We start from the raw sequence: 26,879 nt of genomic DNA, 5'->3' as shown, positions 1-26,879 counted from the left end.
TTTGCTCTGTCGTCAAACTTGACCATCGCGGCATAAATTGCGACTCATGCATTCTTGCCTCATGTAAGTTGGAGTTACATATGGACTGGCGCAGCCTGCCGCCGCTTTCGGCCCTGCGGGCCTTCGCCGCCTTTGCCGAAGCGGGCAATGTCACGGATGCGGGGGTGGCGCTGGGGGTGTCGCACGCGGCGGTCAGCCAGCAGTTGCGCCTGCTTGAAACCCATCTCGACGCGGCGCTTCTGGACCGCAGTGGGCGGGCGCTGCGGCTGACGGCGGAGGGGCAGCAGCTGGCCCACACGCTGCGCGGCGGCTTTGCGCTGATGGCCGAAGGGGTGGCGCAGATCGTCGCTGCGCGCGAGGAGCGGCCCTTGCATATTTCGGTCACGCCAAATTTTGCTGCCTCGTGGTTGATGCCGCGGCTGTCGGGCTTCCGCAGCCTGCATCCCGAAATCGACCTGATGATCGATCCCACGCCCAAGGTGGTGACCCTGTCGGCAGACGGGATCGACATGGCCATCCGCTACGGCGGCGGTGGCTGGGCGGGGGTCGAGACCGAGCTTTTGTGGGAAAGTGCCATGGTGGTGGTGGGGTCGCCGTCGCTGACCGCCGGAATTGATCCGCAGGATCTGGAGGCGCTGGCCGACCTGCCGTGGATCGAGGAATTCGGCATGTCAGAGGCCAGCCGCTGGCGCTACCGGATGATGGGAGAGACGCGGCGTGGCAGCACACTGCAGGTGCCGGGCAACCTGTTGCTGGACGGGGCGCGGGACGGGCAGGGGGTTACCGTGGTGCCGCGCCGCTTTGTCGAGCCTGACATAGAGGCGGGGCGGCTTGTGGTGCTGCACGAGGAAACAATCCCCGGCACCGGATACCACATCGTCACCCGGCCCGGCGTGCTGCGCACACCGCTGAAATCCTTTGTCACATGGCTCAGGCGCGAGGGGCGGACAGAGTAGAGCGTCCGCTCTGAAACTTTTGATCGCCCGAATCCAGTCCCGCCGCAGATGCGGTTCAGGATGCCTCAGGGCAGATAGGCCGGAGGGTCAGCTTGGCCCGATCATGAAGCAGCTGACATTGCGCGCCTTGAGCCTGCGGCAAGCAAGGTCCGCGGTCTCGCGCGTCATGCCAAGGAAGTTCGCATCGTAGCCCTGCGGCTTGCGCACGACCTTGCGCAGGGTGCCGTCGAGCGTCGCCATTTCGGCAAGCGCGGTTTTCAGCAGCATTTTCTCGGCCAGATAGCGGTTGCCGAACCGGCCCACGTTGACGCCCCAGTGACGCCCGCCGGAGGTGGAGACGCGGGTCACGACCTCTTGCGGGGCTGCTGCCATGCGCGGTTTGGGCGCGGCCCCGATGACCACAAGGCCCTTCGGCCGCAGGGAGGGGCGGGCGGACTGCTGCGCGGCGGCCAGAATCACATTGTCCGATGGCGCGGCCTCGGCGGGGGCTGCGGTGACAGGGGCCTTGACCGCTTCGGCCACCGCGCTGTCGATCGCGGCAGACAGGAAATCGCTGGTGGCGCCGGGCTGTTCGGCGGTGGCGACGACGACTTCGGCCATGGGCCGCATCGCGGGGCGTTTGGATGCCTTCACCGCTCCGACAAGGCGGATGGTCTTGCCCTGTGCGCCGGCGGGGGCGGTTTCGGCGTTCGCGATATAGGCGGGAGCCTGCGGTTTGTTGAGCGGCGCATTCGATGGCGCGCGGCGAAATCCGAGGTCCATCAGTTCGGCCACCTTGGCGTTGCGCGACGCGGTGGATTTGCCGCCGAAAACAGTCACGATCACACGTTCGTTGCCCCGTTCCGCCGAGGCGGTCAGGTTGAAGCCCGCCGCGCGGGTGTATCCGGTCTTGATCCCGTCGGCGCCCTTGTAGGACCCCAGAAAGCGGCGGTTGGTATGCGAGACCTGGCGCACGCCCGCGTCCGCGGTGATGCGCGAGAACAGGTTGTAGTACTGCGGAAAGTCATAGAGCAGGTGCCGCCCCATGATCGTCATGTCATGGGCGGTCGACAGGTGGCCGTTTTCGGTCAGGCCGTGGGCGTTCTTGAAGGTGGTGCGCGTCATGCCAAGCTGCGTGGCGGTGCGGTTCATCCGGCGGGCGAATTTCGCTTCGGAGCCCGAGATCGCCTCGCCGATGGCGGTGGCGGCATCGTTGGCCGATTTCACCGCCGCCGCACGGATCAGATAGCGCAGCGCGATGGTCTGGCCGGATTTCAGACCCAGCTTGCTGGGCGGCTCGGAGGCGGCGTTCTGGCTGATCTTGACCTTCGTATCGAGCGAGATTTCACCGCGCTCGATCGCCTGGAACGCGATGTAGAGGGTCATCATCTTGGTCAGGGAGGCCGGATGCAGGCGTGTATCGGCGTTGCTGGAATGCAGAACCTCGCCGGATCGCGCGTCGATCACATAGGCCGCATAGGGTGCTGCCAGCGCGCTGATCGGCACGAGAACGAGAAACCAGATTGCTGCAAGAATGAATAGCCCAAAGTGGGCCGGCTGCCTGCGCCGAACCTTCATGATAGCCTGCCTTTTTCTGCCTCTGACCCCCGATTTTTCGGGTGGCCATATTATTGATTAAGACAAAGGTAGCACGGTTAAATCAATCCGAAAACCCTTATTTTTAAGGGTTTTATTGGTATTTCTGCGCTGCGGCATTCCATATGTAGACATCCTTGATCGGTCAAACACAACACCCGCGATTAAGGCAGAATTGTGGCGCGATTGGGGCGAATTCCGGTGGAATACGTCTGGCGTGCTACAGTTTAAGTTTATTGAAATCTGGAAAACGCCGCGCGCGGTCCTGATCGAACAGTCAGGTTGGCGCGCGGGCCGTTTCGGGGGCGGGTTTTTCGTGTGGAAATTCGAAATATGCCGGACGGTCGCGCGAATCGGCAAATGGCGCGCTCAACCCGGCGTGCCGGCGATGTCGCGTACCAGCGGCACCAGCGCGGAAAGGTCGTCGATATCGTGAAATCTGGGGTGATCGGGCGGCGGGGCGTGTTCGATCTCCCATGCGATCTCCTGCGGGGCAAAGACGCCCCAGCCGCCCGCGGCAATCATCGGCAGCACATCCGACGCCATGGAATTGCCGACCATCAGCCCCTCTTGCGCGCCGGTGCCGTGCTGGTCGAATATCCGTGCATAGGTTGGCGCCGTCTTGTCCGACACAATCTCGACCCCGTCGAAAATATCGCGCAGGCCCGATTGCGCCAGCTTGCGTTCCTGATCCAGAAGGTCGCCCTTGGTTATGACCAGTACCTTGAAATCACTCCGCAAATCCTCGACCGTTTCGCGCGCGTGGGGCAGCAGCTCGATCTCGTGGCTCAGCATGTCGCGTCCCGCATCGAGGATCTCGCGGATCACGCTGGCGGGGGCGCGCCCGTCGGTCACCTCGATGGCGGTCTCGATCATCGACAGGGTAAATCCCTTTATGCCAAAGCCGTAGTGCGGCAGGTTGCGACGCTCTGCCGCGAGCAGCCGGTCCATCAGCGTCGCGGGCTCCGCGTAGTCGGCCAGAAGCTCGGCAAAATGCGCCTGTGTCAGCGCGAAGAAGCGTTCGTTGTGCCACAATGTGTCGTCGGCATCGAAGCCAATTGTCGTCAACCTGTCGGGCATTCGCAGCCGTCCCTCTTTTCTAATGGGGTCGAGACGTTATATAGACAACTCAAAGTTCAGCTGAAAACGACATTCCGCAGGAGCAGCAATGCACCTAGACCCGATCACGATGGCAGGTCCAGACGACGGTGACGACACCGAACTGTTGACCAAGACCAAACCGAAGACGAAGCGGCCCCCTCTCTACAAGGTGTTGCTGCTCAACGATGACTTCACGCCGATGGAGTTCGTCGTGCATGTGCTTGAGCGCTTTTTCGGGCTCAACCACGCGCAGGCGTTCGAAATCATGCTGACCGTGCACAAGAAGGGGCTGGCCGTTGTCGGCGTTTTCAGTCACGAGATCGCGGAGACGAAAGTGGCGCAGGTGATGGATTTCGCCCGCCGCCACCAGCATCCGCTGCAATGCACCATGGAAAAAGAAGAATAACGAATGCTCGACAAGCGCCTGCCGCTCGCTCTGGACAGTGGCGGCCTTGAATGGCCCGAAGAGGGCCGGATCGCGGTATTCTCTCCCGCTGACGAGGTTGACCTGTCCGATCTGCCGCGCGACCGCGTGCAGATCATACAGGGGTTCCGCCCCTCCCACGATCTGTGGGCCGAGCGCGGCTATGACACCGTGGTGACCTGCGAAGGGCGCTATGCCGCTGCGGTGGTCTGTCTGCCGCGTGCAAAATCGGAGGCGCGTGCGCTGATTGCCGGGGCGGCGGAGGTCTGTGATGGCATCGTCGTGATCGACGGCCAGAAGACAGACGGTGTCGACAGCATCCTGAAGGCGATGAAGCAGCGGGTGACCGTGCACGGCCCCGTGACCAAGGCGCATGGCAAGCTTTTCTGGCTCAGCAGTCCGGCGGCGGATTGTTTCGTCGACTGGCAGGACGGGCCCACCCTGACCGAGGGCGGGTTCTGGACCGCGCCTGGGGTGTTCTCGGCGGATTCGGTCGATCTGGCGTCGGCCCTGCTGGCGGATGCGCTGCCCGAGACACTGGGCGCGCATGTGGCCGACCTCGGGGCCGGATGGGGATTTCTGGCGGCGCATATCCTGACGCGCGAGGATGTCGAGGTTGTGCATCTGGTCGAGGCGCAGCACATCGCGCTGGAATGCGCCCGCCGCAATGTGGTCGACGATCGCGCGGTGTTTCACTGGGCGGATGCGACCACGTGGTCGCCCGCGCACCGGATGGACAGCGTTGTGATGAACCCGCCGTTCCATCAGGGCCGCGCGGCAGAGCCGCAGATCGGGCAGGCTTTCGTGGCGTCAGCGGCGCGTTTGCTGGCCCCGCAGGGGCATCTTTGGATGGTGGCGAATCGTCATTTGCCCTATGAGACCGAGCTGAAGCGGCATTTCGCGCAGGTCGAAGAGATCGGCGGCGATGCGCGGTTCAAGCTTTTTCACGCGGCGCGCCCGCAGCGCAGACGCCGCTAAATCTCCCGACTGGAGGCCCGTCCATGTCCTTTTCCATTTCCGGCAAGACCGCCATCGTGACCGGCGCGGCGAACGGTATCGGTCTGGCCATCGCCCGCACCTTTGCCGACAAGGGTGCCAATGTGATGTGCGCGGATATCGACGAAAAGAAGCTGAAAGAAGAGCTGGGCGAAACCCGCGACGAGGGCAACATCCGCTTCTTCGCGGGTGACCTGCGCCAGCGTCTGACCATTGCCAATCTCGTGTCGGCCACCATCGACGCCTTCGAACAGGTGGATATCCTTGTGAATGCGTCGCGGCAGGTGATGCCCACCGATGCGCTGGATGTCGATGACACCTCGGTCGAGATGTTGCTGGAACAGAACCTGATGACCGCGCTGCGCCTGTCGCAGCAGGTGGCGCGGCGGATGATCAAGCAGTCCGAAGACCAGTCCGAAGGGCAGGTGGGGTCGATCATCAACCTCAGCTCGATCGCGGCGCACCACACGCAGCCGAACCTGATGGCCTATTCCATCGCCTCGGCGGCGCTGGACCAGATGACGCGGTCGATGGCGCTGACGCTGGCACCGCACCGCATCCGTGTGAACGCGGTCGCCTTCGGGTCGGTCATGTCCGCATCGCTGAAGGCATCGGTCGCCGAAAACCGCGAGTGGCGCGACGACATTCGCAGCCACACGCCGCTGGGCCGCATCGCCGCCCCCGGCGAGTTGACGGAAGCCGTGCAGTTCCTCGCGGCCGACAGTTCCAGTTTCATGACCGGCGAGATAATGGTGGTGGACGGCGGACGCTCTTTGCTGGATGCTGTCAGCGCTCCTGCCCACTAGGCGGTGTCCCCATAGCCTGACAGAGAAGACCCCATGACGACCGATTTCGAGACCGAAAAATCCCGCGCCTCCGCGTGGTTCAGGCAGTTGCGCGACGATATCGTCGAGGCTTTCGAGGGGCTGGAGGACAGTCACGACACCGGCCCGCTGACCGATATGGCGCCCGGACGGTTCGAGGTGACAGAAACCGCGCGGACCTCCGATGACGGATCGGATGCCGGTGGCGGGTTGATGAGCGTGATGCGGGGCGGCCGCGTGTTCGAAAAGGTGGGCGTCAATATCTCGACCGTCTACGGCACGCTGGGCGAGCGGGCGCAGCGCGCCATGGCCGCCCGCGGCGTGCCCGGTATGGCCGACGATCCGCGGTTCTGGGCCTCCGGCATCAGCCTTGTCGCGCATATGCAAAACCCCCATTGCCCTGCGGTTCACATGAACACCCGCATGTTCTGGACGCCCGGCGCGTGGTGGTTCGGCGGCGGGTCCGACCTGAACCCCTGCCTCGAATACGCCGAGGACACCGCGCATTTCCACGCCACCCAACAGCAATATCTCGATCCCCACGGGACCGAGATCTATCCGAAGCTGAAGGCATGGGCGGACGAATATTTCTACATACCGCACCGCCATCGCGCGCGCGGCGTCGGCGGGATCTTCATGGACGACCGCAACACCGGCGATTGGGAGGCGGATTTCGCCCTTACCCAGGATATCGGGCGCGCGTTCCTGCCCGCCTATGTGCCGCTGGTGGAAAAACGCCGTCCGAGCGACTGGAGCGAGGCCGACAAGGACGCGCAACTGGTCCATCGCGGGCTCTATGCCGAGTACAATCTTGTCTACGACAGGGGCACGAAATTCGGGTTGGAGACCGGCCACGATGCGAATGCGGTGCTGATGAGCCTGCCGCCGCTGGCGAAGTGGGTCTGAGGGATAAATAACTGTCCCGAACCGGCCAGATTGAGGTTGACGCAGACAAGGGCTTGTCTTAGGTCAGCGCTCCATGGCGTTATAGCTCAGTTGGTTAGAGCGAACGACTCATAATCGTTAGGTCCCTGGTTCAAGTCCAGGTAACGCCACCAAAATCCTCCTTTTCGACATCTCCACGGGCATTGCGCACAGCCGCCGGACGCGGGTGCGCGTCAGGGCGTTTTGGGTCGTGACAACAGGGACCCGAGCGCTTAGCGTCTGGGCACAAACAGGCGCGGGAAACGCGCCGCCAAGGGAGAGAGAGACGATGAATTTTACCCGTAAATCCGTATTGGGCCTGATTGCCGCTGCGCTGATGGCGCCCGCGCTGCCCGCCGCTGCGCAGGACGTGACGCTGCGGATGCACCAATTCCTGCCGGATCAGGCGAATGTGCCGAACCTGATTCTGTATCCGTGGGCCGACCGCGTGGAAGAGGCGAGCGATGGCCGGATCAAGATCGAACGCTACGGCGCGATGGCGCTGGGTGGCAAGCCGCCGGAGCTGATGGACCAGGCGATCGACGGCGTGGCCGATATCGTATGGACTGTGGTCGGCTATACGCCCGGTCGCTACCCGTCGACCGAGGTTTTCGAACTGCCCTTCATGATGACAGACGCGCGCGCGATGTCGTCCGCCTACTGGCAGATGTTCGAAAAGCACATGAAAGACACCGAATTCAAGGATCTCAAGATCCTCGGCACATGGGTCCACGGACCCGGCCTGATCCACGCCAACCGTGAGGTGAAAACCCCCGGCGACATGGAGGGGCTGAAGATTCGCGGCGGATCCCGTCTGGCGAACGCCCTGCTGGAGAAGGTCGGATCCTCCCCCGTGGGTATGCCGGTTCCCGCCATCCCCGAAGCGCTGAGCAAGGGTGTGATCGACGGCACCACGATCCCGTGGGAAGTCACCGGATCGCTGAAGGTGCCGGAGCTTGTCAGCAACCATACCGAATTCGAGGGCAACGCGCTTTATACGCTGACCTTCGTTCTGGCGATGAACAAGGACCGCTATGAGAGCCTCGATCCCGAGCTGCAGAAGGTTCTGGATGACAACTCCGGGCTGGAATTCTCGATCCTTGCGGGTGGCGGCATGCAGGACGCAGACGCACCATCGCGTCAGGCCGCTGTCGACGCGGGCAACGCGATCTATACCGTGTCGGGTGACGAGGTAGAGGCATGGCGCGCGGCGGCACAGCCGGTCTATGACGAATGGCTTGCCGATATGGAAAGCAAGGGTATCGACGGGCAGGCGCTGATCGACGAAGCGCGCAGCCTCATGGACGCCTATACCGACTGATCTGACGCCACACTGACGCCGCGCCGGTTTCGACCGGCGCGGTCATCCGCCGGAAGTTCCGCCACATGATCCACCGCAGCATCCGCAGTCTCGCCCGTGCCACCGCTCTTCTGGGCGGGGTCGTGCTGATCGTCCTGACGGCGATGACCACGCTGTCGATCATTGGCCGATCGCTCAACAAGGCGCTGCACAGCAACGCCGCCGAGGGCGCGTCCGGGGGGCTGTCGCAATGGCTGCTCGATCTGGGCATCGGCGAGATCAACGGCAACTACGAACTCCTCGAAGCGGGGGTTGCCTTCGCGATATTCTCGTTCCTGCCGGTGTGCCAGCTATACGGGGCGCATGCGACGGTGGACATCTTTACCGCGCGTCTGCCGGCCCGCGCCAACCGCGTGATCGCGGCCTTCTGGGAGGTCGTTTTGTCCGCCGTGATCGTGCTGATCGTCTGGCGGCTCTACGGTGGGCTGGAGCGGTACTACGGCAACGGCGAGACGACGTTGTTTCTGCAATTTCCGGTCTGGTGGAGCTATGCCGCCAGCTTTGCCGCCGGTCTGATCGCCTGTATCGTGGCGGTCTACTGCGCGGTGATGCGCATCGCCGAGGCTATGCGGGGCCGCCCCCTTCTGCCCACCGAACACGAGGCCTGAGCCCATGAGTAATCTCGAACTGGGCTTCTGGTCCTTTCCCGTTCTGCTGCTCATGATCTTTCTGCGCGCGCCCATCGGGCTGGCCATGCTGCTCTGCGGGTTCGGGGGGTGGTATTTCGCCATGGGCGGCAACCCCACGCCGCTGCTGGCCAAGCTGAAATCCGAGACCTACACCACCTTCTCCAGCTATTCGCTGACGATCATTCCGCTGTTCCTGCTGATGGGGCAGTTCGCGACCCTCTCGGGGATGAGCCAGGCATTGTTCCGCGCCGCCGAAAGCTTTCTGGGCCATCGGCGCGGCGGTGTGGCGATGGCCGCCGTGGGCGCCTGCGCGGGTTTCGGCGCGATCTGCGGATCGTCGCTGGCCACCGCCGCGACCATGTCCAAGGTCGCCCTGCCCGAACTCAAACGCTACGGCTATTCGGGCGGGTTCTCGACGGCCACGCTGGCCGCCGGTGGCACATTGGGCATTCTGATCCCGCCGTCGGTGATCCTCGTGATCTACGCGATCCTGACGGAGCAGAACATCGCGAAGCTCTTTCTCGCGGCTTTCGTGCCCGGCATCCTCGCGGCCGTCGGCTATGTGCTGACGATCTCGCTGTATGTGCGGCTGAACCCCGATGCGGCGGGGACGCGACCGCCGGTGCCGATGGCCGAACGCTGGATCGCGCTGGGCCGCTGCTGGCCGGTGCTGGCGATCTTTGCGCTGGTGGTGGGCGGTATCTATCTGGGCTGGTTCACCCCGACCGAAGGGGCCGCCGTGGGGGCCGCAGGCACCGGGATCGCCGCGCTCTTTGCCGGGGCGCTGGGGTGGGGCGTGCTCAAGGAAAGCCTTCTGGGGACGGCGCGCACCACCGCGATGATCTTTTTCATCGTGCTGGGGGCCGCGTTCTACAACGGGTTCCTCGCCCTGTCGGGGGTGCCGCAGGTGATGGCCGACTGGGTGGTGGGGCAGGGGCTCAACCCGTGGCTGGTTCTGATCATCATCCTTGCGTTCTACCTGATCTTCGGCTGCCTGATGGACAGCCTGTCGATGATCCTGCTGACGGTGCCGATTTTCTTTCCGGTGATCTCGGCCATGGATTTCGGAATGCCAGCCGAACATGTGGCGATCTGGTTCGGGATACTGGTTCTGATCGTGGTCGAGGTCGGGCTGATCACGCCGCCGGTGGGGATGAACCTCTTCATCATCAACTCGATGGACCGCGAGACCCCGATGTTCGATACCTACCGCGCGGTGATGTACTTCGTGGGATCCGATATCGTGCGGGTGATCATTCTCGTGGCGTTTCCGGCGATTACGCTGTTCCTGCTGCCCTAAGCAGCGTTAGAAACACGCGGCGCCCGAAAAGGTTCCACGCGGTTCAAAATTTCTTTTGACTGTGGGGGCGATGCACTATTTTCGTCAGCATGAGTGATGACGATACAGACACCAGCACAGAAGACGCACGCCGCGCCGTGATCGCGCCGGTGGCAGAGCGGGTCCGCGCCGCCCGCAAGGCGCGCGGTATGCCGCGCCGTGTGCTGTCCGACCGGTCAGGCGTGTCGCCGCGCTATCTTGCGCAGCTTGAAGCGGGGGAGGGCAATATCTCCATCGTGTTGCTGGAACGTGTGGCGCGCGCGCTGGAAACCTCGCTCGAGGCGCTGATTTGCGATGATACCGGCCTCGATCCTGACGCGCTGGATGTGGCGCGGCGCTATGCGGCGGCATCGGCGCGCACCCGCGCGGCCGTCGATCGCGCGCTTGCGGCGGAGGAGGGCGCGCAAGCCCCCCTGCGCGTCTGCCTGATCGGGCTGCGCGGCGCGGGCAAAAGCACACTCGGCCCGCTCTTGGCCGACAGTCTTGGTGTGCCGTTCAACGATCTGGGGGACTGGGTCGCGCGCGAAACCGGACTGCCGGTTGCGGAGGTCCTGAAACTCTACGGTCGTGAAGGGTACAGGCGGCTCGAGGAAGAGGCGCTGGAGCGTTTGCTGGCGCAGGACGGGCCGATGGTGCTGGCCGTGTCAGGCGGCTTTGTGGAGCGCGAGGCGGGCTATGCCCGGCTGCTGGAGCAGTGTCATACGATATGGCTGCGCTGTTCGGTGGCGGAGCATCTGGCGCGGCTTGGCGCAAAGGGCGGCCCCGTGCCGGAGGCGCGCGATCTGGAGCGTCTGCTGCAAGAGCGCGGCGCCCGGCTGGCGCGGGCGGATGCGGTTGTGGACACCGGCGGGCGCACCCGGCGCGATGCCGCCGCAGAGCTGGCGCGGCAGGTTGCGGCGCTGCGGGATGCACCGGCGGCGTAGGCGTCGCGCGCATTTTTCCTAAACGCAAAAAGGCCGGAGCGATGCTCCGGCCTTTTCGCTGGACTGGCGCGATCTTACTGATCGGCGCGGTCGTTTGTCCAGGCCATCCGGGCAGGGTGGTATTCGAAGCTGATGTGATGCTCTGCCCCGACAAGCCCCTCGACCGTGTGGTTGTAGAGCGACCGCCAGTAGGGCTGGATCGTGACGCCCGCGTCGAGGATCATCTGCTCGCCCTTCGCCATCAGCGCGCGGCGCTTTTCGACGTCCGCCGTGGCCAGTGCCTCGGCCAGCAGGGCGTCGAATTCCGGATTGCTCCAGCCGAATTCGTTCCACGCCTCGCCGGAGCGATAGGCAAGCGCCCAGATCTGGACGCCCAGCGGGCGGTGGTTCCAGTTGGTCGAGCTGAACGGATATTTCACCCAGTCGTTCCAGAAGGTCGATCCGGGCAGGATCGTCCGTTTCACGTTGATGCCCGCATCGCGCAGCTGGGCCGCCACCGCATCGGTGGTGTCCTTGCGCCATGCATCGTCGATCGACATCAGCTCGTGCTCGAAATCGGCCATGCCGGCCTCTTCCATCAGCTCCTTGGCACCTGCGGGATCGAAAGGAATGCGTTCGACTTCGGCGTATTCGGGGTGCATCGGGCCGACGTGGTGGTTGTTCGCCACCAGACCGCGACCGGAATAGCCGAGCTCGAGCAGCACGTTGTTGTCCACGGCCATCGCCAGCGCGCGGCGCACGCGCGGGTCTTCGTAGATGCGCTTGCCGTCGACTTCGGCCAGCTGGTTGGGGCGGATCACGATGGTCGCGGCGGTCGCGATCTCGTGCTCGACCCAGCCGTCGAGGCCGGACAGGATGTCGATGAAATCACCCTCCATGGAGTAGAAGGCGTCGACCTCCTCAGCCTCGGCTGCGGCGATCCATGCGGCGGGATCGGTGCCGTAGTCGATGTATTCCAGCCGGTCGATGTAGGGCCCGCCGTAGACTTCGGTGCCCCACCATGTGTGTTCGGTATTCCTGACCAGAACGCCCTTCACGCCCACCTCGAGCGTTTCGGGAATGTAGGGGCCGGTGCCGACCGGGTTCTCGACCATGTTGTTGGCGTCGAACGAGCTGTGGGTGACGGCGGCGGGATAGTCGGCCATGCCCGCGATCAGCGTGATGTCGGAGGCTGGCAGGTTCAGCTTCACGGTGTGCGAATCGACGACCTCGATCGCGCCTTCGAGCGCCTTTCCGGTTTCCTCGTCGATCAGCGTTGCAAAGCGTCCCGCCATCGAGTTGCCTTCGAGCGCCTTGTCACACCAGCCCTCGATGTTGCGTGCGACGTCTTCTGCGGTGAAGTCGTCGCCGTTGTTCCACTTCACGCCCTGACGGACGTTCAGCGTGTATTCGGTCGCGTCGTCGTTGATTTCCCAGCTTTCCAGAAGCGCGGGCGAGAAGGTGCCGTCATTCTCGTAAATGGCGAGGTATTCCAGCCAGCCGCGGGTGAAGTTGGCGATCTGCGACCAGTCGTAGGTGCGCGGATCCTTCAGGGCGCGGACCTCCATCTGCATGCGGACGGTGCCGCCCATCTTCTTGTCGGCGTGGGCTGCGGCCTGCGCGGGGGCGGTCATGCCCATCATCGCATAGGCGGTGGCGGCGGTCGCGCCAAAGGCGCTGGCGGTCGCGAGGAACTCGCGGCGCGAAATTTCGTCGTGCTTGGCGGATTCCGCGCTATCGAGCACGGCTTTCGGCAATGGCTTTCCGGTGCGTGTGGTGAACGTCATCGTCTTCCTCTCTATTGTACAAACGGCCCCGCGTGTCGGCGGTGCCGTACTTGCCTTTCCCGAAGGGCGGCATGGTGATGACGGGTTATTCTCCCGCTTCTTGGTTTCAGGGATACGCTTTTTGCTACCGCACCCGCGTGGGGATGATCCGACGATACGCCCCCGCCCGTCAACCCTTGCGGGCCGACAGTTCATTGCGCGAAACCGACAGATCCCCGCGCGCGGGCCGCAGCGGCGTGCGCCCCGCGACCAGACCGGCGGTGTCGGTGGCATCGCTGATCAGGCAATCGGCGAGTGGCGTATCCTCGATAAGGGGGGCCCGGTGCCCCAGTGCCCGCGCCGCGTCGGTGGTGATCAGCGGCAACCAGTCGCCCATCGGCGGGTCGAGGTGCGCGGTCAGTGCCGCAAGATGCAGGGCGGCCATCGGATCGAACTGGCCCATGGGGCAGAAGGCATCGCTGACGTTGTCGGAACCGGTCAGCACGCGCACGCCCGCCGCCCGCAACTCGCGCAGGCGCGTGATGCCGCGCCGGTCCGGCGTGCCGTCGCGCCGATCCTGAAGATAGAGGTTGGTTGTCGGCAGCGCGCAGACGAATATCCCCGCCCGCGCAAGCTTGTCCGCGATACGCTCGACGGCCTGCGCGTCGCGGTCCATCAGGCTGACAGCATGGCCGCACAGGATCGGCCCGTCGAAGCCCGTCTCCAGCGCGATATCGGCCACCTGTTCCAGCCCGTTGAGATCGCCCAGCCCCTCGTCGACGTGAAAATCGAGCGCAATGCCGTGTTTGTCAGCCGCGCGGAACATGGCGCGCAGATGTGCGGGTACATCGGGCTGGCCGCGCAGGAATACCCCGACCGCGCCGCCGACGGAGGCGACCTCGCCGCCCACGGCCTTTGCAAAGGCCGGCTCCGCCCAGTCGTCCACATCGGTCAGCGGGGACAGTTGCAGCGCGATGTCGCGGCTCTGTCCGGCAATCTCTTTGAGCACCTGCCACGACAGCGGCGGCTCCGCCCCCTTGCCCCAGTCCACGTGGCTGCGCATCAGCCCCGTGCCGTTCGCGCGCGCCTCGTTCAGGCCGCGGGTGGCGCGGGTGCGGATGTCCTGCTCGGTCCAGTTCTGCTTGTCACGCTTTTGCGCCTCGATCGCCGTCATCAGATCGCCTGCCACCGGCCCCATGCGCGGCAGGGTGTGACATTTGTCGAGATGGCAATGCGGTTCCGTTAGCCTTGGCAGTAGGAGGCAGGGCCTGTCGGTCGGCGGCGCGGCCTCGAGCCCGGCAAGATATCCGCCGCGCACCTGCGGACGCCCGCGCTGGCAGTCGCCTTCGCGGGTGCCGCCGAATGTGTCGGGATCGCGCAGCAGGCTGCGTGGGACAAGGATGTCATCGGGCAGGGGCATCGGCGGTCTTCCTTCACTTCGCGCAACACATGGTAGGGCGCGACGGATCAAAACAACCGCAGCGCTTTACTGGCCCCGGATTTCGGGGCAGTGGTGAGGGATGAATGACCAACTCAAAGGCCTGATCCTGACCGCGCTCGGCGTGGCCTTCGTCGTGCCCGACAGCCTGTTCGTGCGCGTGATCGCGGCGGATGCGCTGACCATCGCCTTCTGGCGGCTGCTGAACGCCGGTGCGCTGATCGCGCTGGGGCTTTTGGTCTGGCAGGGGGTGGCGCCCTTCCGCGCGGTGATGCGGACCGGCTGGCCGGGGGTGATCTATGGCGCGGGCACGGGGCTGAGCGGTGCGATGTTCGTGCTTGCCGTCGACAATACATCGGTGGCGAACGTGGTCTTCATCATCGCGTCGATGCCGGTCTTCGCGATGATCTTCAGCCGGGTGTTCCTGAAAGAACCGATCACGCGGCGGATGCTGTTGACCATTGCCGCCGTGGCCGTGGGGCTCAGCATCATCGCCTACGGCTCGGGCGAGACGGAGGGCGCGTCGCTGAAGGGCGATCTGATGGCGCTGAGCGTCTCGGCCATGTTCGCCGGCGGGCTGACCGCGGCGCGGCGCTTGCGGCATGTGTCGATGGTTGCCGCCGTGCCCTTTGCCTATGTTGTCGTGGCGCTGCTGATCCTGCCGCTGGCGGCCCCGCTGTCGGTCGGGGCGGGGCAGGTTCCGCTGCTGGCGCTGCACGCGGGGTTTATCGCGCTGTCGTCGATTTTCCTCGCGCTGGGGCCGCGGTTCATCACCAGCGCCGAGGTGGCGCTGCTGGTGCTGGGCGAAAGCGTCTTCGCCCCGCTGCTGGTGTGGTGGCTGCTGGCCGAGAATCCCGGCCCATGGGCCGTGAGCGGGGGGGCTGTGGTGCTGGGAGCGCTGTTTGTGTCCAACGCAGTCGTGCTGATGCGCCAGCGGCGCCAACGGCGGCGCGGCTAGAAATCCGCGTCGACGCCGGGCAGTTTCAGCGCCTTGATCAGGTCGCGCAGTTCCTGACGCGCCGCGATGTTCGAGATGTTCAACTGCTTGACGCCGATGTCCTTGAGGTCCAGCAGGGTCAGCCCACGCGGGAAAAGCTCGCGGAAGATCACCCGCTCGTTGAACCCCGGCGCGATGCGGAACCCGATCCGCTTGGACAGGTTCTGGATCGCGCGCTCCATCTTTTCCTTGTTGACCATGCGCTGTGCGCCCATCCGGTTGCGGACCACGACCCAGTCGATCGGGGGCAGACCGGCCTGCGCCCGCAACTGCCGCGCGTTCCAGACCATCTCGGAATAGACCGACGGGCCGGTGATCTTTTCGCCGCTGGCGTCGGTGTGGGCCAGCAGGTCAAAGTCGATGAAGCTGTCGTTCAGCGGGGTGATCAGCGTATCGGCAAGGCTGTGCGCGACCTGGCTGAGGCGGGTGTGCGAGCCGGGGCAGTCGATCAGGATGAAGTCGTTCGACGGCTCCAGTTCCGCAACGGCGGCGGACAGGCGATGGTCATAGACGTTTTCACCGGGGGCCAGCGCCGATGCGTCGATCTCGGGCAGGTCGTGGCAGCGCGCGCTGGGCAGGTCCAGCCCCGCCTCGCGCAGGAAATTCACGCGGTTCTCGGCGTAGCGGCCAAAGGTCCGCTGGCGCAGATCCAGATCAAGCGCGCTGACCGAATGGCCCATGCGCGCCAGCGCTGTGGCAACGTGCATCGAGACCGTTGATTTTCCGGCCCCGCCTTTTTCGTTCCCGACGACGATGATATGCGCCATGCCCAATGTCCCTCATGCCAGCCTGCTTTGCCGCAGGATATTGTTGCAGCCACTATATGTGGGGTTTGCCTTTATGGAAAGCACCTTGGACACGCTGGCACAGGCAATCCTGCCGAAAACCAGCGCGCCGGGGCGCGCAGCGGCCGTATTGCAGACAGCGATCGCCGCGTCCAGACATGGCCCGTCCGATTCTGCGTGGATTTACCGGTATTTCGTTCTATTGAAACGAATGAAAGGGGCGATCCATGCTGAACTACCACCATCTGCGCTATTTCCACGCCGTCGCGCACGAAGGGCATCTGACGCGCACCGCCGAGCGGCTGAACCTGTCGCAATCGGCGCTGTCGGCGCAGATCAAGGCGCTGGAGGAACGTCTGGGCCATCCGCTGTTTGATCGCGTCGGTCGCCAGCTGCGCCTGACCGAGGTGGGGCGCATCGTGCTGGACCACGCGGACCGGATCTTTGCCACGGGATCCGAACTCGAGGCCGTGCTGGCCCACGGTATCGCCGACGTCCCGCCGCTGCGGGTCGGGGCGCTGTCGACGCTGTCGCGGAACTTCCAGTTGCAGTTTCTGCGTCCGGTTCTGGGGGCCTGCGAGGTGATCCTGAAATCGGGGCAGGCCGAAGGGCTGCTCGAGATGTTGGGCGCGCTGGGCGTGGACGTGGTTCTGGCGACGGAACCGCCGCGCAGCGGCGAGGCGACTGCCTTTACCACCCACAGCATCGCGGCGCAGCGGGTGGCCCTGCACGGCGCGCCCTCGCGCATGGCCCACGATACGCTGTCGTCGCTGCTCTCGTCCGAGCCGCTGATCCTGCCCACGGGCACGATCCGCGTCGGGTTCGACAGCCTGCTGGCGCGTCTGGACATCACGCCGACCATCGCCGCCGAAGCCGATGACGTGGCCATGGTCCGCCTGCTGGCGCGCGAAAACGTCGGCGTGGCGCTGGCGCCCGATGTGGTGCTGGCCGACGAGATCGCGTCGGGGATGCTGCAAACCGCGCCTTTCGATCTGGACCTGACCGAAACGTTCTACGCGATCACGGTGCCGCGCAGCTTCCCGCATCCGCTGCTGGCGGGCCTGCTGGCCTGACCTGTCCCGATGTTTGTCCGGTCCCGGCGCGCTTTCGGATACAGCCGGGGGATGCCCGCCCGGTCGATCCGCGCGCAGGGCGCGCGCCCCGAAAAGCAAAAGGCGCGCCTGTGGGGGCGCGCCTTCATATCTCTCTGCGGGTCGTCGTGGCTTAGAAGCCCAGACCTGCGTATTTGTTCTTGAACTTCGACACGCGGCCGCCGGTGTCCATCAGGCGCGAGGAGCCGCCGGTCCATGCGGGGTGCACGGAGGGGTCGATGTCGAGCGACAGCTGGTCGCCTTCGGCGCCCCATGTGGATTTCATCTGAACCACGGTGCCGTCGGTCATTTTCACATTGATCATGTGATAGTCGGGATGTGTATCTGCTTTCATCGGTCTGACCCTTACGCTTTGACTGGCTTGTAGTTTGCGTTCTCGGTGATGCGGGCCGATTTGCCGCGGCGCGAGCGCAGATAGTACAGTTTCGCGCGGCGCACACGGCCACGGCGAACGACTTCGATGCTGTCGATGTTGGTCGAGTGCAGCGGGAAGACACGCTCCACACCTTCACCGAAGGAAATCTTGCGGACGGTGAACGAACCGGCGATGCCCTTGCCGTTCTTGCGGCTGATGCAGACGCCTTCGTAGTTCTGCACACGTGTCCGTGTGCCTTCCGTCACCTTGAAGCCGACACGGATGGTGTCGCCGGCGCGGAAATCGGGAATCTGGTGACCCAGTTCGGCGATCTGTTCCGCCTCGATCTGTGCGATCAGGTTCATCTGATCTTCTCCTAAATATGCTCGTGGTATGCCACGAAGGTTTTCATCTGATCCAAGAGCTTCGGTCTGTCCTGTTGCGCCTGCCGCAGCGGCGCACCGAAGGTAGCATCGTCTTTGCTTTGATCCATACGCAACGGCGTACGCGCCCGGAATCGCTGCGCGGTCCAGACAGGGGGCGTATAGGCGGGAAGGGGCGCGTGTTCAAGCCCCTTGGTCAGGTCCCGCGCGTCAGGTGATGGCGATGACGCCGAGGATGACCAGCAGGAACAGCACCAGCACCACCCCGATCAACAGCTTCGCACCGGTCAGCGCAAGGCCGGAGATGCGGCCGAACCCCAAAAGCGCTGCCACGGCGGCAATAACTAGCAGAATGAGAATGATTTCCAGCATGACGGGTCTCCTTTGGCACGCCAACGCGGCCCGCGCGGAAATTGTTCCTTTCAGTAAAGCTTCATACCCATCAGCACGACCTCGGAATACATGTGGTCGATCTCGGCGGGCAGCAGGCTGCTGCCCTTGTAGAAACGCGGCACCTCGATCATCTCGACCAGCGGCGGCGCGGCACCCGGTGCCAGCCGGCTGTCGACGCTGAAGACGGCGGGCGTGTCGGGCAGCACGGTGTCCGCGATGGCAGCCGCGTTGCGCGCCAGCAGGTCGGGCTGGCCCGCGTAGACGACTTCGTGGGTGACGTATTCGTCGCGCTTTTGCTTGACCGACAGCACCAGCGTGCACAGCCCGTCGGGGGTGTCGATGGCCAGCGGGACAAGGTCCAGATCGGCGTGATCGGCCAGCACGCGACGGTCAACGGCATCCAGCGGCGCCTCGGCCAGCGGATCGCGGCTGAGCGACAGGGCGGGCGCGCCGGATTTGCGCCACGTATAGCGGGTGTCGTCGAGCACGCGAAACCCGATGCGGTCCACCAGCGGCAGCGCCGCCTTGGCGCTGGTCAGGTTGGTCGAGGTGACCTGCGGGTCGGCCATGGCGTGATGCATCAGCCGCTCTCCCAACCCCATGCCGCGATGGGATTTCAGAACGTACCACGATGTGAGGTTGCGGTAGCTTTGCGGCCCGCGCGGGGTGTGGCGCAGGCTGTCGTTCATGCCCATCACGCCGACCAGCGCATCGCCGTCCCGCGCCTGCACCGCAAATTCGCCGCCCTCCAGCCAGCGGCTGGCCAGCAGGCGGGTCCAGCCGTCACGCCCCCATTTCGCGCGTGGAAAAGCCGCGTGCATGAACTCTTCGATCTCGACGCGCTGGGCGGGGGTGGCGAAACTGATCTCGACCATTGCTCAGGCCTCCTGCCGCAGGGCGGGCAGATCGTGCCACAGGCCCGCGGTTTCGGCAAAGAGCCGGTCCGTGAAGGCCCAGATGTCATCGCCGGTTTGCAAGTGGTGCGTGACCAGCCCGACCGGATGTGCGGGGGCCCCCGTCCGGCGCTGCGCCAGATGGTCGATCAGCATATCGAGCATCTTGTGCGCGCCGCGAAAGACATTTCCCTTTTTCCAGCGGATCGGGTCGAGATGCGCATCGAGGTGGAAAAGCCCCGGCACCGGGGCGGCATCGCCGCGCCCCTCGTAGCTGGACAGATAGCTGTAGCCCAGATCGGGCAGGCGCGCGCGGGTCTCATCGCCGATGCGGTTCCATGGCGGCACCAGCGCGGGCAGCAGGCGGGGCAAGCCTGCGCCGGCAAGAAGCGCCCAGCCGCGCCGCAGGTCCGCGACCTGATCGGGCAGGGGGCGGGTGGCACCGACTTCGGAGGCGGGGCTGCCCTTGGGTTCGTGGTTGCGGTGGCGCAGCCCGTGCTGCAGCACCCACGCGCGCGGGGCGCGGTCCAGACGCGGGGCCAGATCGGGGTGCAGCCCTTCGGGGATCACCGACAGGTGCACCGGCACGCCGTGGCGATCCGATTGCGACAGCAGCAGGTCGAGCGCGGGGGTGACGGCTTGGGCGTCGTCGTCACGCCACCACAGGCGCGGGCGCAGGCCGGCGTGTTGCCAGCGGTCCAGCTCGTCGCGCAGATCGGACCAGTCAGCCATCGCGTTTTGCGTTCCGCGCGGCCCAGAGATCGGGGCGACGCTCCTGCGTCAGCTTCTCGGACATCTCGCGCCGCCATCTGGCGATTTCCGCGTGGTTGCCCGACATCAACACCGGCGGGATCGCGCGGCCCTGCCATTCGGCAGGCTTGGTATACTGCGGATGCTCCAGCAGGCCGTCCGAATGGCTTTCCTCGACCGCGCTTTCGGCGTTGCCCAGCACACCGGGCAGCAGGCGCACGGTGGCGTCGATCATCGCCTGCGCGGCAAGCTCTCCACCGGTCATCACGAAATCGCCCAGCGATACCTCGGTGATGCCGTAGTGTTCGATCACCCGTTCGTCGACGCCTTCGAACCGCCCGCAGAGCAGTGTCACGCCGTCGCAGCGCGCCAAATCGCGCGCCATCGCCTGATCGAAACGCCGCCCGCGCGGCGACATGTAGAGGATCGGCCAGCGGCCTGACGCCTGATCCATCACAGCCTCGATCGCGGGGCCGACCACATCGGCGCGCAGCACCATGCCCGCGCCGCCGCCGGCGGGGGTGTCATCGACGTTGCGGTGCTTGGTCAGCCCGTGGGTGCGCAGATCGTGGGCGTGCAACTGCCAGCGGCCTTCCTTCAGTGCGCGGCCGGTCAGGCTGGCACCCAGCACACCGGGAAACAACTCGGGAAACAGGGTGATGACATGGGCGCGCCACGCGCCGACGTAATCGGGCGTCTCCTGCATCAGCTCGCGCGGTTTCAGCGTTGCAGTCACGCGGCGGGTGCCGTGGGATTTGAGAGGTCTTTCGCTGTCGCTCATGCGGTGGGGCCCTCTGCGGCGGCAAGGATCGCGCGTTTCGCGGCGCGACGCGTGTCCGGGTCTTCGTGGGTGCGGTTCGCCGCCAGAAGGGCGGCAAGCGTCGCGTCGTCGGCGCGCCGGTTCTGGGGCGGCTGGGCGGGGATGGCGGCGCGCAGGTCATCGGGAATGTCGCACAGATCCAGCACCGCGTCGGCGGGGCCGAGCCGGCGGTCGGCGCAATCCTCCAGCGCGATGGCGTGGACGGGGGCGGGCACGCGGGCGGTGACCTGGCTGACGATCCCGCGCAGGTCCGGCGCATCGGGATAGCTTGCGCAGAACTCCTCGAACGACAGGGTCAGCGAGGAGGAGGTGACATGTTCGGCCCAGGCCGAGCGGTGCCATGTATCGGGGTCGCGGGTGGTGAAGCAGAAATGCACCGGCGTCTCGGTGAACCGCGCGCGGATCCGCTGCCAGTAGAGATACATCAGCACCGGCGCCGCGCTGTAGGTCGCCAGCAGCCCGCGCCCCGGCAGATGCCCCGAAAGCTCCTCCGCTGAGATCAGCAGCGTGCGGCGCGGCATCCCCGGCAGCCCGTCAAGCATCGCGTCGAACCGGCGCGACACCTTGTCGAGCGCGTCTTCGGTCAGGTAGGTCGAATAGCCCCGCGTGGCCTGCATCAGTTCGGTCATCTGGCCCTTCAACCGCAGCGCCAGCGCCGGTTTCAGCGTGCCGCGCGCGGCGCGCAGGGTCTGCTGCACGCTGCTCGTGCCGGTCTTGTGAAAGCCTGCGTGTATGACGATCCGGCGGGGCATCAGCTGTCTTGCTCCATCACGCGGGCCTTGGCGGCTTTCAGATCGGCCTGAGACAGATCGGACCGGTTGAGCGCCAGCAGCTCGGCGGTCTGGGCGGGGGTGGGGGCCGCGTTGCGGTGGCCCTGCGCGGGGCGCAGCCTTGCACGGCGCGCGGCAGAGACTTCCAGCAGGTCGAGTGCGACTTCGGCCAGCCCGAGGGGCGCATCGGCGTGGTCTTCGAGGGCCGCGACGTGCACCTTGTGATCGGGCACTTCGGCGCGGATCCGGTCGATGATCGCCGCGTGATCCGCCGACGCCGCGAGGCGGGAGGTATAGTCATCCGCGTCCAGCACCATGCGGCTGGCGCGCAGATGTTGCACGTAGCAGCTGCGCAGCCACGGATCGGCGGCACGGGTGGTGAAGAGAAAGGCGATCTCGTCCTCGGGGCAGGCCGCACCGAAGGCCACAGCGAGCGCGCGCATCAGGTCGGGGGCGGCGGCATAGTCGCGCAACCCGTGGCGTCCGGGCATGTGGCCGGACAGATCCTCGGAGGTGATGAAGATCTGGTCCGCCATTTCGTCGTCGAGCACGCGCGCGAGGGCCGCGGCCTCGAATTTGACCATGCCGAGGTCCACATCGCTGAGGCTGCGGCTGTAGGCGCGGGCGGATTCGCACAGCGCCGTCATGCCCGGGCGCAGTACCAGCCGGATTTCCGGGCGCAGGGCCTGACGGTTGGCGCGCAGCGTCTGTTGCAGCGCCGTGGTGCCGGTCTTGTGGAAGCCCGCGTGGAAGATCACCCGTCTCATTCGGGGGTGTCGCGGGAGGCGTCCTCCGCGCCTTGGTGCGGCGCGTCCTCCGCAGGGCCACCGGCGGCCTCCGGCAGCAGCCCGTCGGGCGGATCCGCCACGATGCGCCCGGCGGCCAGATCAACCGTCGGGATCGCCGCCTTGGTAAAGGGCAGGAAAACGGTGTTCGACCCGCCCGCCAGTTGCAGCTCCAGCAGGTCGTCGGCGCCGTTGTTCTGGACGGTCTTCACCCGCCCCAGCCGCGTGCCACCGGTGTCGAAGACATCGACGCCGATCAGGTCGGCATGGTAGAATTCGTCGTCGGGCAGGGACGGCAGCTGGGTGCGATCCGCGTAAAGCTGCGCGCCGCGCAGGGCGTCGGCCTCTTCCTTGGTGGCGACCTCGGCGATCCGCGCGGAAAACCCGTTCTTGATCGGATGCAGCAGGGCCAGCGTGAACCTGCGGTCGCCGCTTTCATCGGTCAGGGGGCTGTAGGCCTCGATATCGTCGGGCCGCGCGCAGAAGCTTTTGACGCGCACTTCGCCGCGCACGCCATAGGCGCCCGAGATCGCACCGACGCAGACTTTGGTATCGCTCATTGCAGCAGCTCCGAATCGACGCAGATCGTACCGGTCCACTGGCCCTCGCCAGCGGCGCATTCGCTGCGCATCAGCATCATGTTGGCCTGAAAGCCGAGGTAAACCCCGATCACCAGCACGAACAGGAATTTCAACAGGCCAAACATCAGCGGTCCTCGATATGCAGCTCGGCGGCGCGCGCCTCCCAGCCTTTGGTCTCAAGTTCTGGGGTCGTGGATACATCCTTGGGCCAGCCAAGGCAAAGGTAAGCGACCAGCGTCCAGTCCGCCGGTACGTCGAGATCGCGGCACAGGCGGTCGGGATCGAGGATCGACACCCAGCCGATCCCCAACCCGCGGCTGCGCGCGTGCAGCCACATCAGCGTGATCGCGCCCACGACCGAATAGCGGCGCATTTCGGGCATGGTTGCCGCGCCCAGCCCCGCGCCCTTGGTCGTGCCATCGTCGCAAAAGATGGCAAGCTGTTCGGGAGCATCGCGCATGCCCGACAGCTTCAGCGAGGCGTAGAGGCCGGCTTGATCGCCGGCATATCCCGCGAGCGCCTCGGCATTGGCCGCTTCGAAATTCGCGCGCGCCGCCGCGCGCATGGCCGCGCTGCGCACGCGGATCACGCGCCACGGTTCGGAAAGTCCGACGGAAGGGGCAAGAGAGAGGGTGGAGAGGCACTCGGTCACGAGCGCCTCCTCCACGGGGTCGGTTCTGAACTGGCGCACATCGCGGCGCCAGCGCATCAGGTCGGTCAGCCCGGCACGGAAATCGTCTGAAAACTGCATGCCGGGCAACGCGCCTTATTCTTCGGCGGCTGCTTCTTCCGCGGGGGCCTCTTCGGCGGGAGCGTTGGCGGCTTCTGCTGCTGCGGCTGCCTTGTCGGCTTTCTCCTGTGCGCGGTCCTGGGCTTTCTTGCCCGGTGCACCCTTGTTGGGGTTGTTGCGCTCGGTCTTTTCACGGACGCCTGCGGCTTCGAGCATGCGCTGGACGCGGTCGGTGGGCTGGGCGCCCTGATCGAGCCAGTACTGAACGCGCTCCATGTTCATCTTGACGCGGTCCTCGCTGTCTTTCGGCAGCAGCGGCGCATATGTGCCGAGCTTCTCGAGGAAGCGGCCGTCGCGGGGCATGCGGCTGTCGGCGGCAACGATGCTGTAGAACGGGCGCTTCTTGGAGCCGCCGCGGGCGAGGCGAATTTTCATAGCCATGGGAGTGTATCCTTACGTATCAGATTGGTGTTGTTTGTGGTGCTGAATGACTTCAGCGATGATGAAGTTCAGAAACTTCTTGGCAAACTCGGGATCGAGATCCGCCTGTTTTGCCAAATCTTCGAGCCGCGCGATCTGTGCCGCTTCGCGGCTGGGATCGGACGGGGGAAGGTCGTGGGTGGCTTTCAGTTTCCCGACAGCCTGCGTGTGTTTGAACCGCTCGCCCAGCGTGTAGACGAGAATCGCATCGAGCCGGTCGATGCTGGCGCGGTGCTCCTTGAGGACCTCGGCGGCGCGTGTCACGGCATCTGTCATGGCGTGACCTCCATGCCGCGCCGGGGCGCGACGACAGTCTTGGCGCGCGCAGCAACGTGCTCGCAGGGGCGCGGCGTGCGGGCCGCCGCAAGGGAGACTGGCGCGCGCATCATTTCTTCTTTCCGAAACCGGACAGGCCGGGGGGCAGGCCCATGCCGCCGCCCATGCCACCGGGCAGCTTGCCGCCCATCTGCTTGGCTGCCGCTTCCAGCGCCTTGGGGTCCATGCCCTGCGCCATCGCCGCGGGGTCCATGCCGCCCTTGCCCATCATGGCTTTCATGGCCTGTTTCATCATGCCGCCTTTGCCCTTGCCGAGCTTCTTCATCATGTCCGACATCTGGCGCTGCATCTTCATCAGCTTGTTGAGGTCACTGACCTCGAGGCCCGCACCCTTGGCGATGCGTTTCTTGCGGCTGGCCTGCAACAGCGCGGGATTGGCGCGCTCTTTCTTGGTCATCGAGTTGATCAGGGCGATCTGCTGCTTGAGGATCCGGTCGTCGAGGCCCGCATCGTCCATCTGCTTGGCCATCTTGCCCATGCCGGGCATCATGCCCATCATGCCCTGCATGCCGCCCATCTTCATCATCTGTTCAAGCTGCATCTTCAGGTCGTTCATGTTGAACTGACCCTTGGCCATGCGCTTCATCATGCGCTCGGCCTGTTCGGCCTCCAGCGTTTCCTGCGCCCGTTCGACCAGCGCCACGATGTCGCCCATGCCGAGGATCCGGCCCGCGATCCGCTCCGGCTCGAAGGTTTCGAGGGCGTCCATCTTCTCGCCCAGACCGACGTATTTGATCGGCTTGCCGGTGACCGCGCGCATCGACAGCGCGGCGCCGCCGCGTCCGTCGCCGTCCATCCGTGTCAGCACGACGCCGGTGATGCCGATGCGGGTGTTGAAATTCTCGGCGGTTTGCACGGCGTCCTGACCGGTCAGGCCATCGACAACCAGCAGCGTCTCGCGCGGGTTGGTCACGTCGCGCACGGCCTCGACCTGCGCCATCAGTTCGTCGTCGATTGACAAACGACCGGCGGTGTCGAGCATGTAGACATCGTAACCGCCCAGAGACGCCTGCGTCTTGGTGCGCTTGGCGATGGTGACGGGGTCTTCGCCCTTGACGATGGGCAGGGTGTCGACGCCGATCTGCGTGCCGAGGATCGCCAGCTGTTCCATCGCCGCGGGCCGGTTCACGTCGAGCGAGGCCATCAGCACGCGCTTGCCCTCTTTTTCCTTGAGGCGCTTGGCCAGCTTGGCGGTGGTCGTCGTCTTGCCGCCGCCCTGCAGTCCGACCATCAGGATCGGCGCGGGCGGGTTATCGATCTTCAGCGCACCCGGTTCGCCCTCGCCTTTCAGAACGTCGATCAGCGCGTCGTGCACGATCTTGACGACCTGCTGGCCGGGGGTGATGGATTTGGTCACCGCCTGACCGGTCGCCTTTTCCTGAACGGTCTTGACGAAATCGCGCGCCACGGGCAGCGACACGTCCGCCTCCAGAAGCGCCACGCGGACTTCGCGCAGGGCTGTCTTCACGTCCTCTTCCGAGAGCGCGCCCTGCTTTGTCAGCCGGTCGAAAACGCCGGACAGGCGTTCGCTGAGATTCTCAAACATGGGCGTATGGCCCCTTCGTATCGGTTGCGGTCTGTCCCAAAATAGGAACGCCCGCGTGAATGCACAAATGCCCCAGTGGGCGTAACACGCTGACTGGGGGCGATCCTGAAAAGAACAGGACCGGAAGAACACACTTCCGGAGATGTGAGGGCCGAATACTGCGCGGGGCCGGATCTGTCAACCCGGCCCCGGCGGGGTCAGAGTGCGGCGATCGCGCGGCGGGCGTCAGCCACGGCTTCGTCGCCTTCTTCCATGATGCGGTCGGCGGCAATAACCTCGACATCGGTGATGCCGATAAAGCCCATGACCTGACGCAGGTAGGTCGAGGCAAAGTCGAACTCGGAGCCGACAGGCATCCCGCCGGACGCCAGCACCAGAATCGCGCGCTTGCCTTTCAGCAGGCCTTCGGGGCCGGTTTCGGAGTAGCGGAAGGTCTCTCCGGCGCGGCAGATCTGGTCGATCCACGCTTTCAGTGTTGAGGGGATGCCGAAGTTATAAACGGGCGCCGAGATCACCAGCGTGTCCGCGGCGCGGATTTCCTCGATCAGCGTGTCCGACAGGGCCAGCTTTTCGGCCTGCGCGTCGCTGCGACCGTCCGCAGGGGTGAAGTTGGCGGCGATCCAGTCGCCATCCACGGGCGGGATGCCTGTGTTGGTGTCGCGGTGCGTGACGCTGCCGCCGATCGCGGTCAGAACTTCTTCGCCCAGCATCTTGGATGTCGAGGCGCCGGGGTTCGCGGAGGAGGTGATGTGAAGGATGGACATGGGAGAACTGCCTTTCGTGTTCATGTAGGCTGCTCAGATAGTGAGTTTGCGTTCGCACGATAGGTCGAAATCAAAACAGTCTCTGTGCGAATTTGCGAGATCTCCCGCCGCAAGCCCGGCTGGCGTGGCGCGCGGGTTTCCCGCTTGCGCTTTGTGCGGCATCCC

Annotated in this window: 31 protein-coding genes and 1 tRNA gene; 12 read left to right on the top strand and 20 right to left on the bottom strand. The window is 65.2% G+C overall.

Annotation, left to right across the window (positions count from 1 at the left end):
- Positions 1-80: 80 nt before the first annotated feature.
- Positions 81-956 (top strand): LysR family transcriptional regulator, encoded by an 876-nt coding sequence (locus ABMC89_RS09645; protein ID WP_349567600.1) that lies wholly within the window; start codon positions 81-83, stop codon positions 954-956.
- Between the two features lie 87 nt (positions 957-1,043).
- Here ABMC89_RS09645 and ABMC89_RS09640 read toward each other — a convergent pair whose 3' ends face one another.
- Both ABMC89_RS09640 and ABMC89_RS09635 read right to left on the bottom strand, forming a co-directional pair.
- Positions 1,044-2,513, bottom strand: coding sequence for a D-alanyl-D-alanine carboxypeptidase family protein (locus ABMC89_RS09640; protein ID WP_349567598.1), 1,470 nt, complete (start codon positions 2,511-2,513; stop codon positions 1,044-1,046).
- 387 nt (positions 2,514-2,900) lie between these two features.
- Entirely contained in the window at positions 2,901-3,611 is a 711-nt protein-coding gene (locus tag ABMC89_RS09635) for an HAD family hydrolase (protein WP_349567596.1), read from the bottom strand.
- An 88-nt stretch (positions 3,612-3,699) separates the two neighbouring features.
- Here ABMC89_RS09635 and clpS point away from each other — a divergent pair, with 88 nt between their 5' ends.
- From clpS to ABMC89_RS09590, 9 genes are all read left to right on the top strand, one after another.
- The gene (clpS, locus tag ABMC89_RS09630; RefSeq protein ID WP_349567594.1) at positions 3,700-4,038 is read left to right on the top strand and encodes an ATP-dependent Clp protease adapter ClpS; all 339 of its coding nucleotides are present in this window, start codon (positions 3,700-3,702) and stop codon (positions 4,036-4,038) included.
- Positions 4,039-4,041: 3 nt separating this feature from the next.
- Positions 4,042-5,034, top strand: coding sequence for a class I SAM-dependent methyltransferase (locus ABMC89_RS09625; protein ID WP_349567592.1), 993 nt, complete (start codon positions 4,042-4,044; stop codon positions 5,032-5,034).
- A gap of 23 nt (positions 5,035-5,057) precedes the next feature.
- Positions 5,058-5,858, top strand: coding sequence for an SDR family NAD(P)-dependent oxidoreductase (locus tag ABMC89_RS09620; protein ID WP_349567590.1), 801 nt, complete (start codon positions 5,058-5,060; stop codon positions 5,856-5,858).
- Between the two features lie 33 nt (positions 5,859-5,891).
- Positions 5,892-6,782: an oxygen-dependent coproporphyrinogen oxidase gene (gene hemF / locus ABMC89_RS09615; protein WP_349567588.1), complete on the top strand. Its 891-nt coding sequence runs from the start codon at positions 5,892-5,894 to the stop codon at positions 6,780-6,782.
- A gap of 75 nt (positions 6,783-6,857) precedes the next feature.
- A tRNA-Met gene (locus tag ABMC89_RS09610) sits at positions 6,858-6,934 on the top strand.
- Positions 6,935-7,137: 203 nt separating this feature from the next.
- Complete coding sequence (locus ABMC89_RS09605) at positions 7,138-8,121, top strand: TRAP transporter substrate-binding protein (protein ID WP_349568580.1); 984 nt, start codon at positions 7,138-7,140, stop codon at positions 8,119-8,121.
- Between the two features lie 65 nt (positions 8,122-8,186).
- On the top strand, positions 8,187-8,768 hold the full coding sequence (locus tag ABMC89_RS09600; protein WP_349567586.1) for a TRAP transporter small permease: 582 nt from the start codon (positions 8,187-8,189) through the stop codon (positions 8,766-8,768).
- A 4-nt stretch (positions 8,769-8,772) separates the two neighbouring features.
- The gene (locus ABMC89_RS09595) at positions 8,773-10,089 is read left to right on the top strand and encodes a TRAP transporter large permease (RefSeq protein ID WP_349567584.1); all 1,317 of its coding nucleotides are present in this window, start codon (positions 8,773-8,775) and stop codon (positions 10,087-10,089) included.
- A gap of 89 nt (positions 10,090-10,178) precedes the next feature.
- Positions 10,179-11,051 carry a shikimate kinase gene (locus tag ABMC89_RS09590; RefSeq protein WP_349567582.1) on the top strand — a complete coding sequence of 291 codons (873 nt, stop codon included), beginning with the start codon at positions 10,179-10,181 and terminating at the stop codon, positions 11,049-11,051.
- Positions 11,052-11,125: 74 nt separating this feature from the next.
- On the opposite strand, the gene ABMC89_RS09585 is transcribed toward ABMC89_RS09590, so the two are convergent.
- Both ABMC89_RS09585 and ABMC89_RS09580 read right to left on the bottom strand, forming a co-directional pair.
- Positions 11,126-12,817 carry an ABC transporter substrate-binding protein gene (locus tag ABMC89_RS09585; RefSeq protein ID WP_349567580.1) on the bottom strand — a complete coding sequence of 564 codons (1,692 nt, stop codon included), beginning with the start codon at positions 12,815-12,817 and terminating at the stop codon, positions 11,126-11,128.
- Positions 12,818-12,986: 169 nt separating this feature from the next.
- Positions 12,987-14,216 carry an amidohydrolase family protein gene (locus ABMC89_RS09580; RefSeq protein ID WP_349567578.1) on the bottom strand — a complete coding sequence of 410 codons (1,230 nt, stop codon included), beginning with the start codon at positions 14,214-14,216 and terminating at the stop codon, positions 12,987-12,989.
- Between the two features lie 100 nt (positions 14,217-14,316).
- Between ABMC89_RS09580 and ABMC89_RS09575 the strand changes: the two genes are divergently transcribed.
- Complete coding sequence (locus ABMC89_RS09575) at positions 14,317-15,192, top strand: DMT family transporter (RefSeq protein WP_349567576.1); 876 nt, start codon at positions 14,317-14,319, stop codon at positions 15,190-15,192.
- On the opposite strand, the gene ABMC89_RS09570 is transcribed toward ABMC89_RS09575, so the two are convergent.
- The gene (locus ABMC89_RS09570) at positions 15,189-15,998 is read right to left on the bottom strand and encodes a division plane positioning ATPase MipZ (RefSeq protein WP_349567574.1); all 810 of its coding nucleotides are present in this window, start codon (positions 15,996-15,998) and stop codon (positions 15,189-15,191) included. The genes ABMC89_RS09575 and ABMC89_RS09570 overlap by 4 nt on opposite strands.
- A gap of 245 nt (positions 15,999-16,243) precedes the next feature.
- Between ABMC89_RS09570 and ABMC89_RS09565 the strand changes: the two genes are divergently transcribed.
- Positions 16,244-17,089, top strand: a complete 846-nt coding sequence (locus ABMC89_RS09565) for a LysR family transcriptional regulator (RefSeq protein WP_349567572.1) — start codon at positions 16,244-16,246, stop codon at positions 17,087-17,089.
- 151 nt (positions 17,090-17,240) lie between these two features.
- On the opposite strand, the gene rpmE is transcribed toward ABMC89_RS09565, so the two are convergent.
- The 15 genes from rpmE to ABMC89_RS09490 all read right to left on the bottom strand — a co-directional run bounded on the left by rpmE (position 17,241) and on the right by ABMC89_RS09490 (position 26,714).
- Positions 17,241-17,462 (bottom strand): 50S ribosomal protein L31, encoded by a 222-nt coding sequence (rpmE, locus tag ABMC89_RS09560; protein ID WP_349567570.1) that lies wholly within the window; start codon positions 17,460-17,462, stop codon positions 17,241-17,243.
- Positions 17,463-17,473: 11 nt separating this feature from the next.
- Complete coding sequence (gene rplS / locus ABMC89_RS09555) at positions 17,474-17,848, bottom strand: 50S ribosomal protein L19 (protein WP_349567568.1); 375 nt, start codon at positions 17,846-17,848, stop codon at positions 17,474-17,476.
- 228 nt (positions 17,849-18,076) lie between these two features.
- Positions 18,077-18,238 carry a DUF1328 family protein gene (locus tag ABMC89_RS09550; RefSeq protein ID WP_349567566.1) on the bottom strand — a complete coding sequence of 54 codons (162 nt, stop codon included), beginning with the start codon at positions 18,236-18,238 and terminating at the stop codon, positions 18,077-18,079.
- Between the two features lie 50 nt (positions 18,239-18,288).
- Complete coding sequence (locus tag ABMC89_RS09545) at positions 18,289-19,134, bottom strand: GNAT family N-acetyltransferase (RefSeq protein WP_349567564.1); 846 nt, start codon at positions 19,132-19,134, stop codon at positions 18,289-18,291.
- 3 nt (positions 19,135-19,137) lie between these two features.
- Positions 19,138-19,884, bottom strand: a complete 747-nt coding sequence (locus ABMC89_RS09540; RefSeq protein WP_349567562.1) for a polysaccharide deacetylase family protein — start codon at positions 19,882-19,884, stop codon at positions 19,138-19,140.
- Positions 19,877-20,683, bottom strand: a complete 807-nt coding sequence (trmD, locus tag ABMC89_RS09535) for a tRNA (guanosine(37)-N1)-methyltransferase TrmD (RefSeq protein ID WP_349567560.1) — start codon at positions 20,681-20,683, stop codon at positions 19,877-19,879. The genes ABMC89_RS09540 and trmD overlap by 8 nt, the downstream gene beginning before the upstream one ends.
- Positions 20,680-21,474: a hypothetical protein gene (locus ABMC89_RS09530; RefSeq protein ID WP_349567558.1), complete on the bottom strand. Its 795-nt coding sequence runs from the start codon at positions 21,472-21,474 to the stop codon at positions 20,680-20,682. Before ABMC89_RS09530 ends, trmD begins: the two co-directional genes overlap by 4 nt.
- Positions 21,474-22,259, bottom strand: a complete 786-nt coding sequence (locus ABMC89_RS09525; RefSeq protein WP_349567556.1) for a hypothetical protein — start codon at positions 22,257-22,259, stop codon at positions 21,474-21,476. Before ABMC89_RS09525 ends, ABMC89_RS09530 begins: the two co-directional genes overlap by 1 nt.
- Positions 22,256-22,837 (bottom strand): ribosome maturation factor RimM, encoded by a 582-nt coding sequence (gene rimM / locus ABMC89_RS09520; RefSeq protein WP_349567554.1) that lies wholly within the window; start codon positions 22,835-22,837, stop codon positions 22,256-22,258. The genes ABMC89_RS09525 and rimM overlap by 4 nt, the downstream gene beginning before the upstream one ends.
- Positions 22,834-22,983, bottom strand: coding sequence for a hypothetical protein (locus ABMC89_RS09515; protein WP_349567552.1), 150 nt, complete (start codon positions 22,981-22,983; stop codon positions 22,834-22,836). The genes rimM and ABMC89_RS09515 overlap by 4 nt, the downstream gene beginning before the upstream one ends.
- Positions 22,983-23,609 carry a 5,6-dimethylbenzimidazole synthase gene (gene bluB, locus ABMC89_RS09510; RefSeq protein ID WP_349567550.1) on the bottom strand — a complete coding sequence of 209 codons (627 nt, stop codon included), beginning with the start codon at positions 23,607-23,609 and terminating at the stop codon, positions 22,983-22,985. Before bluB ends, ABMC89_RS09515 begins: the two co-directional genes overlap by 1 nt.
- Positions 23,610-23,624: 15 nt before the next feature.
- Positions 23,625-24,029 (bottom strand): 30S ribosomal protein S16, encoded by a 405-nt coding sequence (gene rpsP / locus ABMC89_RS09505; protein ID WP_349567548.1) that lies wholly within the window; start codon positions 24,027-24,029, stop codon positions 23,625-23,627.
- A gap of 12 nt (positions 24,030-24,041) precedes the next feature.
- Entirely contained in the window at positions 24,042-24,344 is a 303-nt protein-coding gene (locus ABMC89_RS09500) for a chorismate mutase (RefSeq protein ID WP_349567546.1), read from the bottom strand.
- 109 nt (positions 24,345-24,453) lie between these two features.
- Entirely contained in the window at positions 24,454-25,950 is a 1,497-nt protein-coding gene (gene ffh / locus ABMC89_RS09495) for a signal recognition particle protein (protein ID WP_349567544.1), read from the bottom strand.
- Between the two features lie 197 nt (positions 25,951-26,147).
- Positions 26,148-26,714, bottom strand: a complete 567-nt coding sequence (locus ABMC89_RS09490; protein WP_349567542.1) for an FMN-dependent NADH-azoreductase — start codon at positions 26,712-26,714, stop codon at positions 26,148-26,150.
- Positions 26,715-26,879 lie beyond the last annotated feature (165 nt).

The organism is Sulfitobacter sp. HNIBRBA3233, from assembly GCF_040149665.1.
Taxonomy (GTDB): Bacteria; Pseudomonadota; Alphaproteobacteria; order Rhodobacterales; family Rhodobacteraceae; genus Sulfitobacter; species Sulfitobacter marinivivus.
This window is presented reverse-complemented; position numbering and strand designations above follow the sequence as displayed.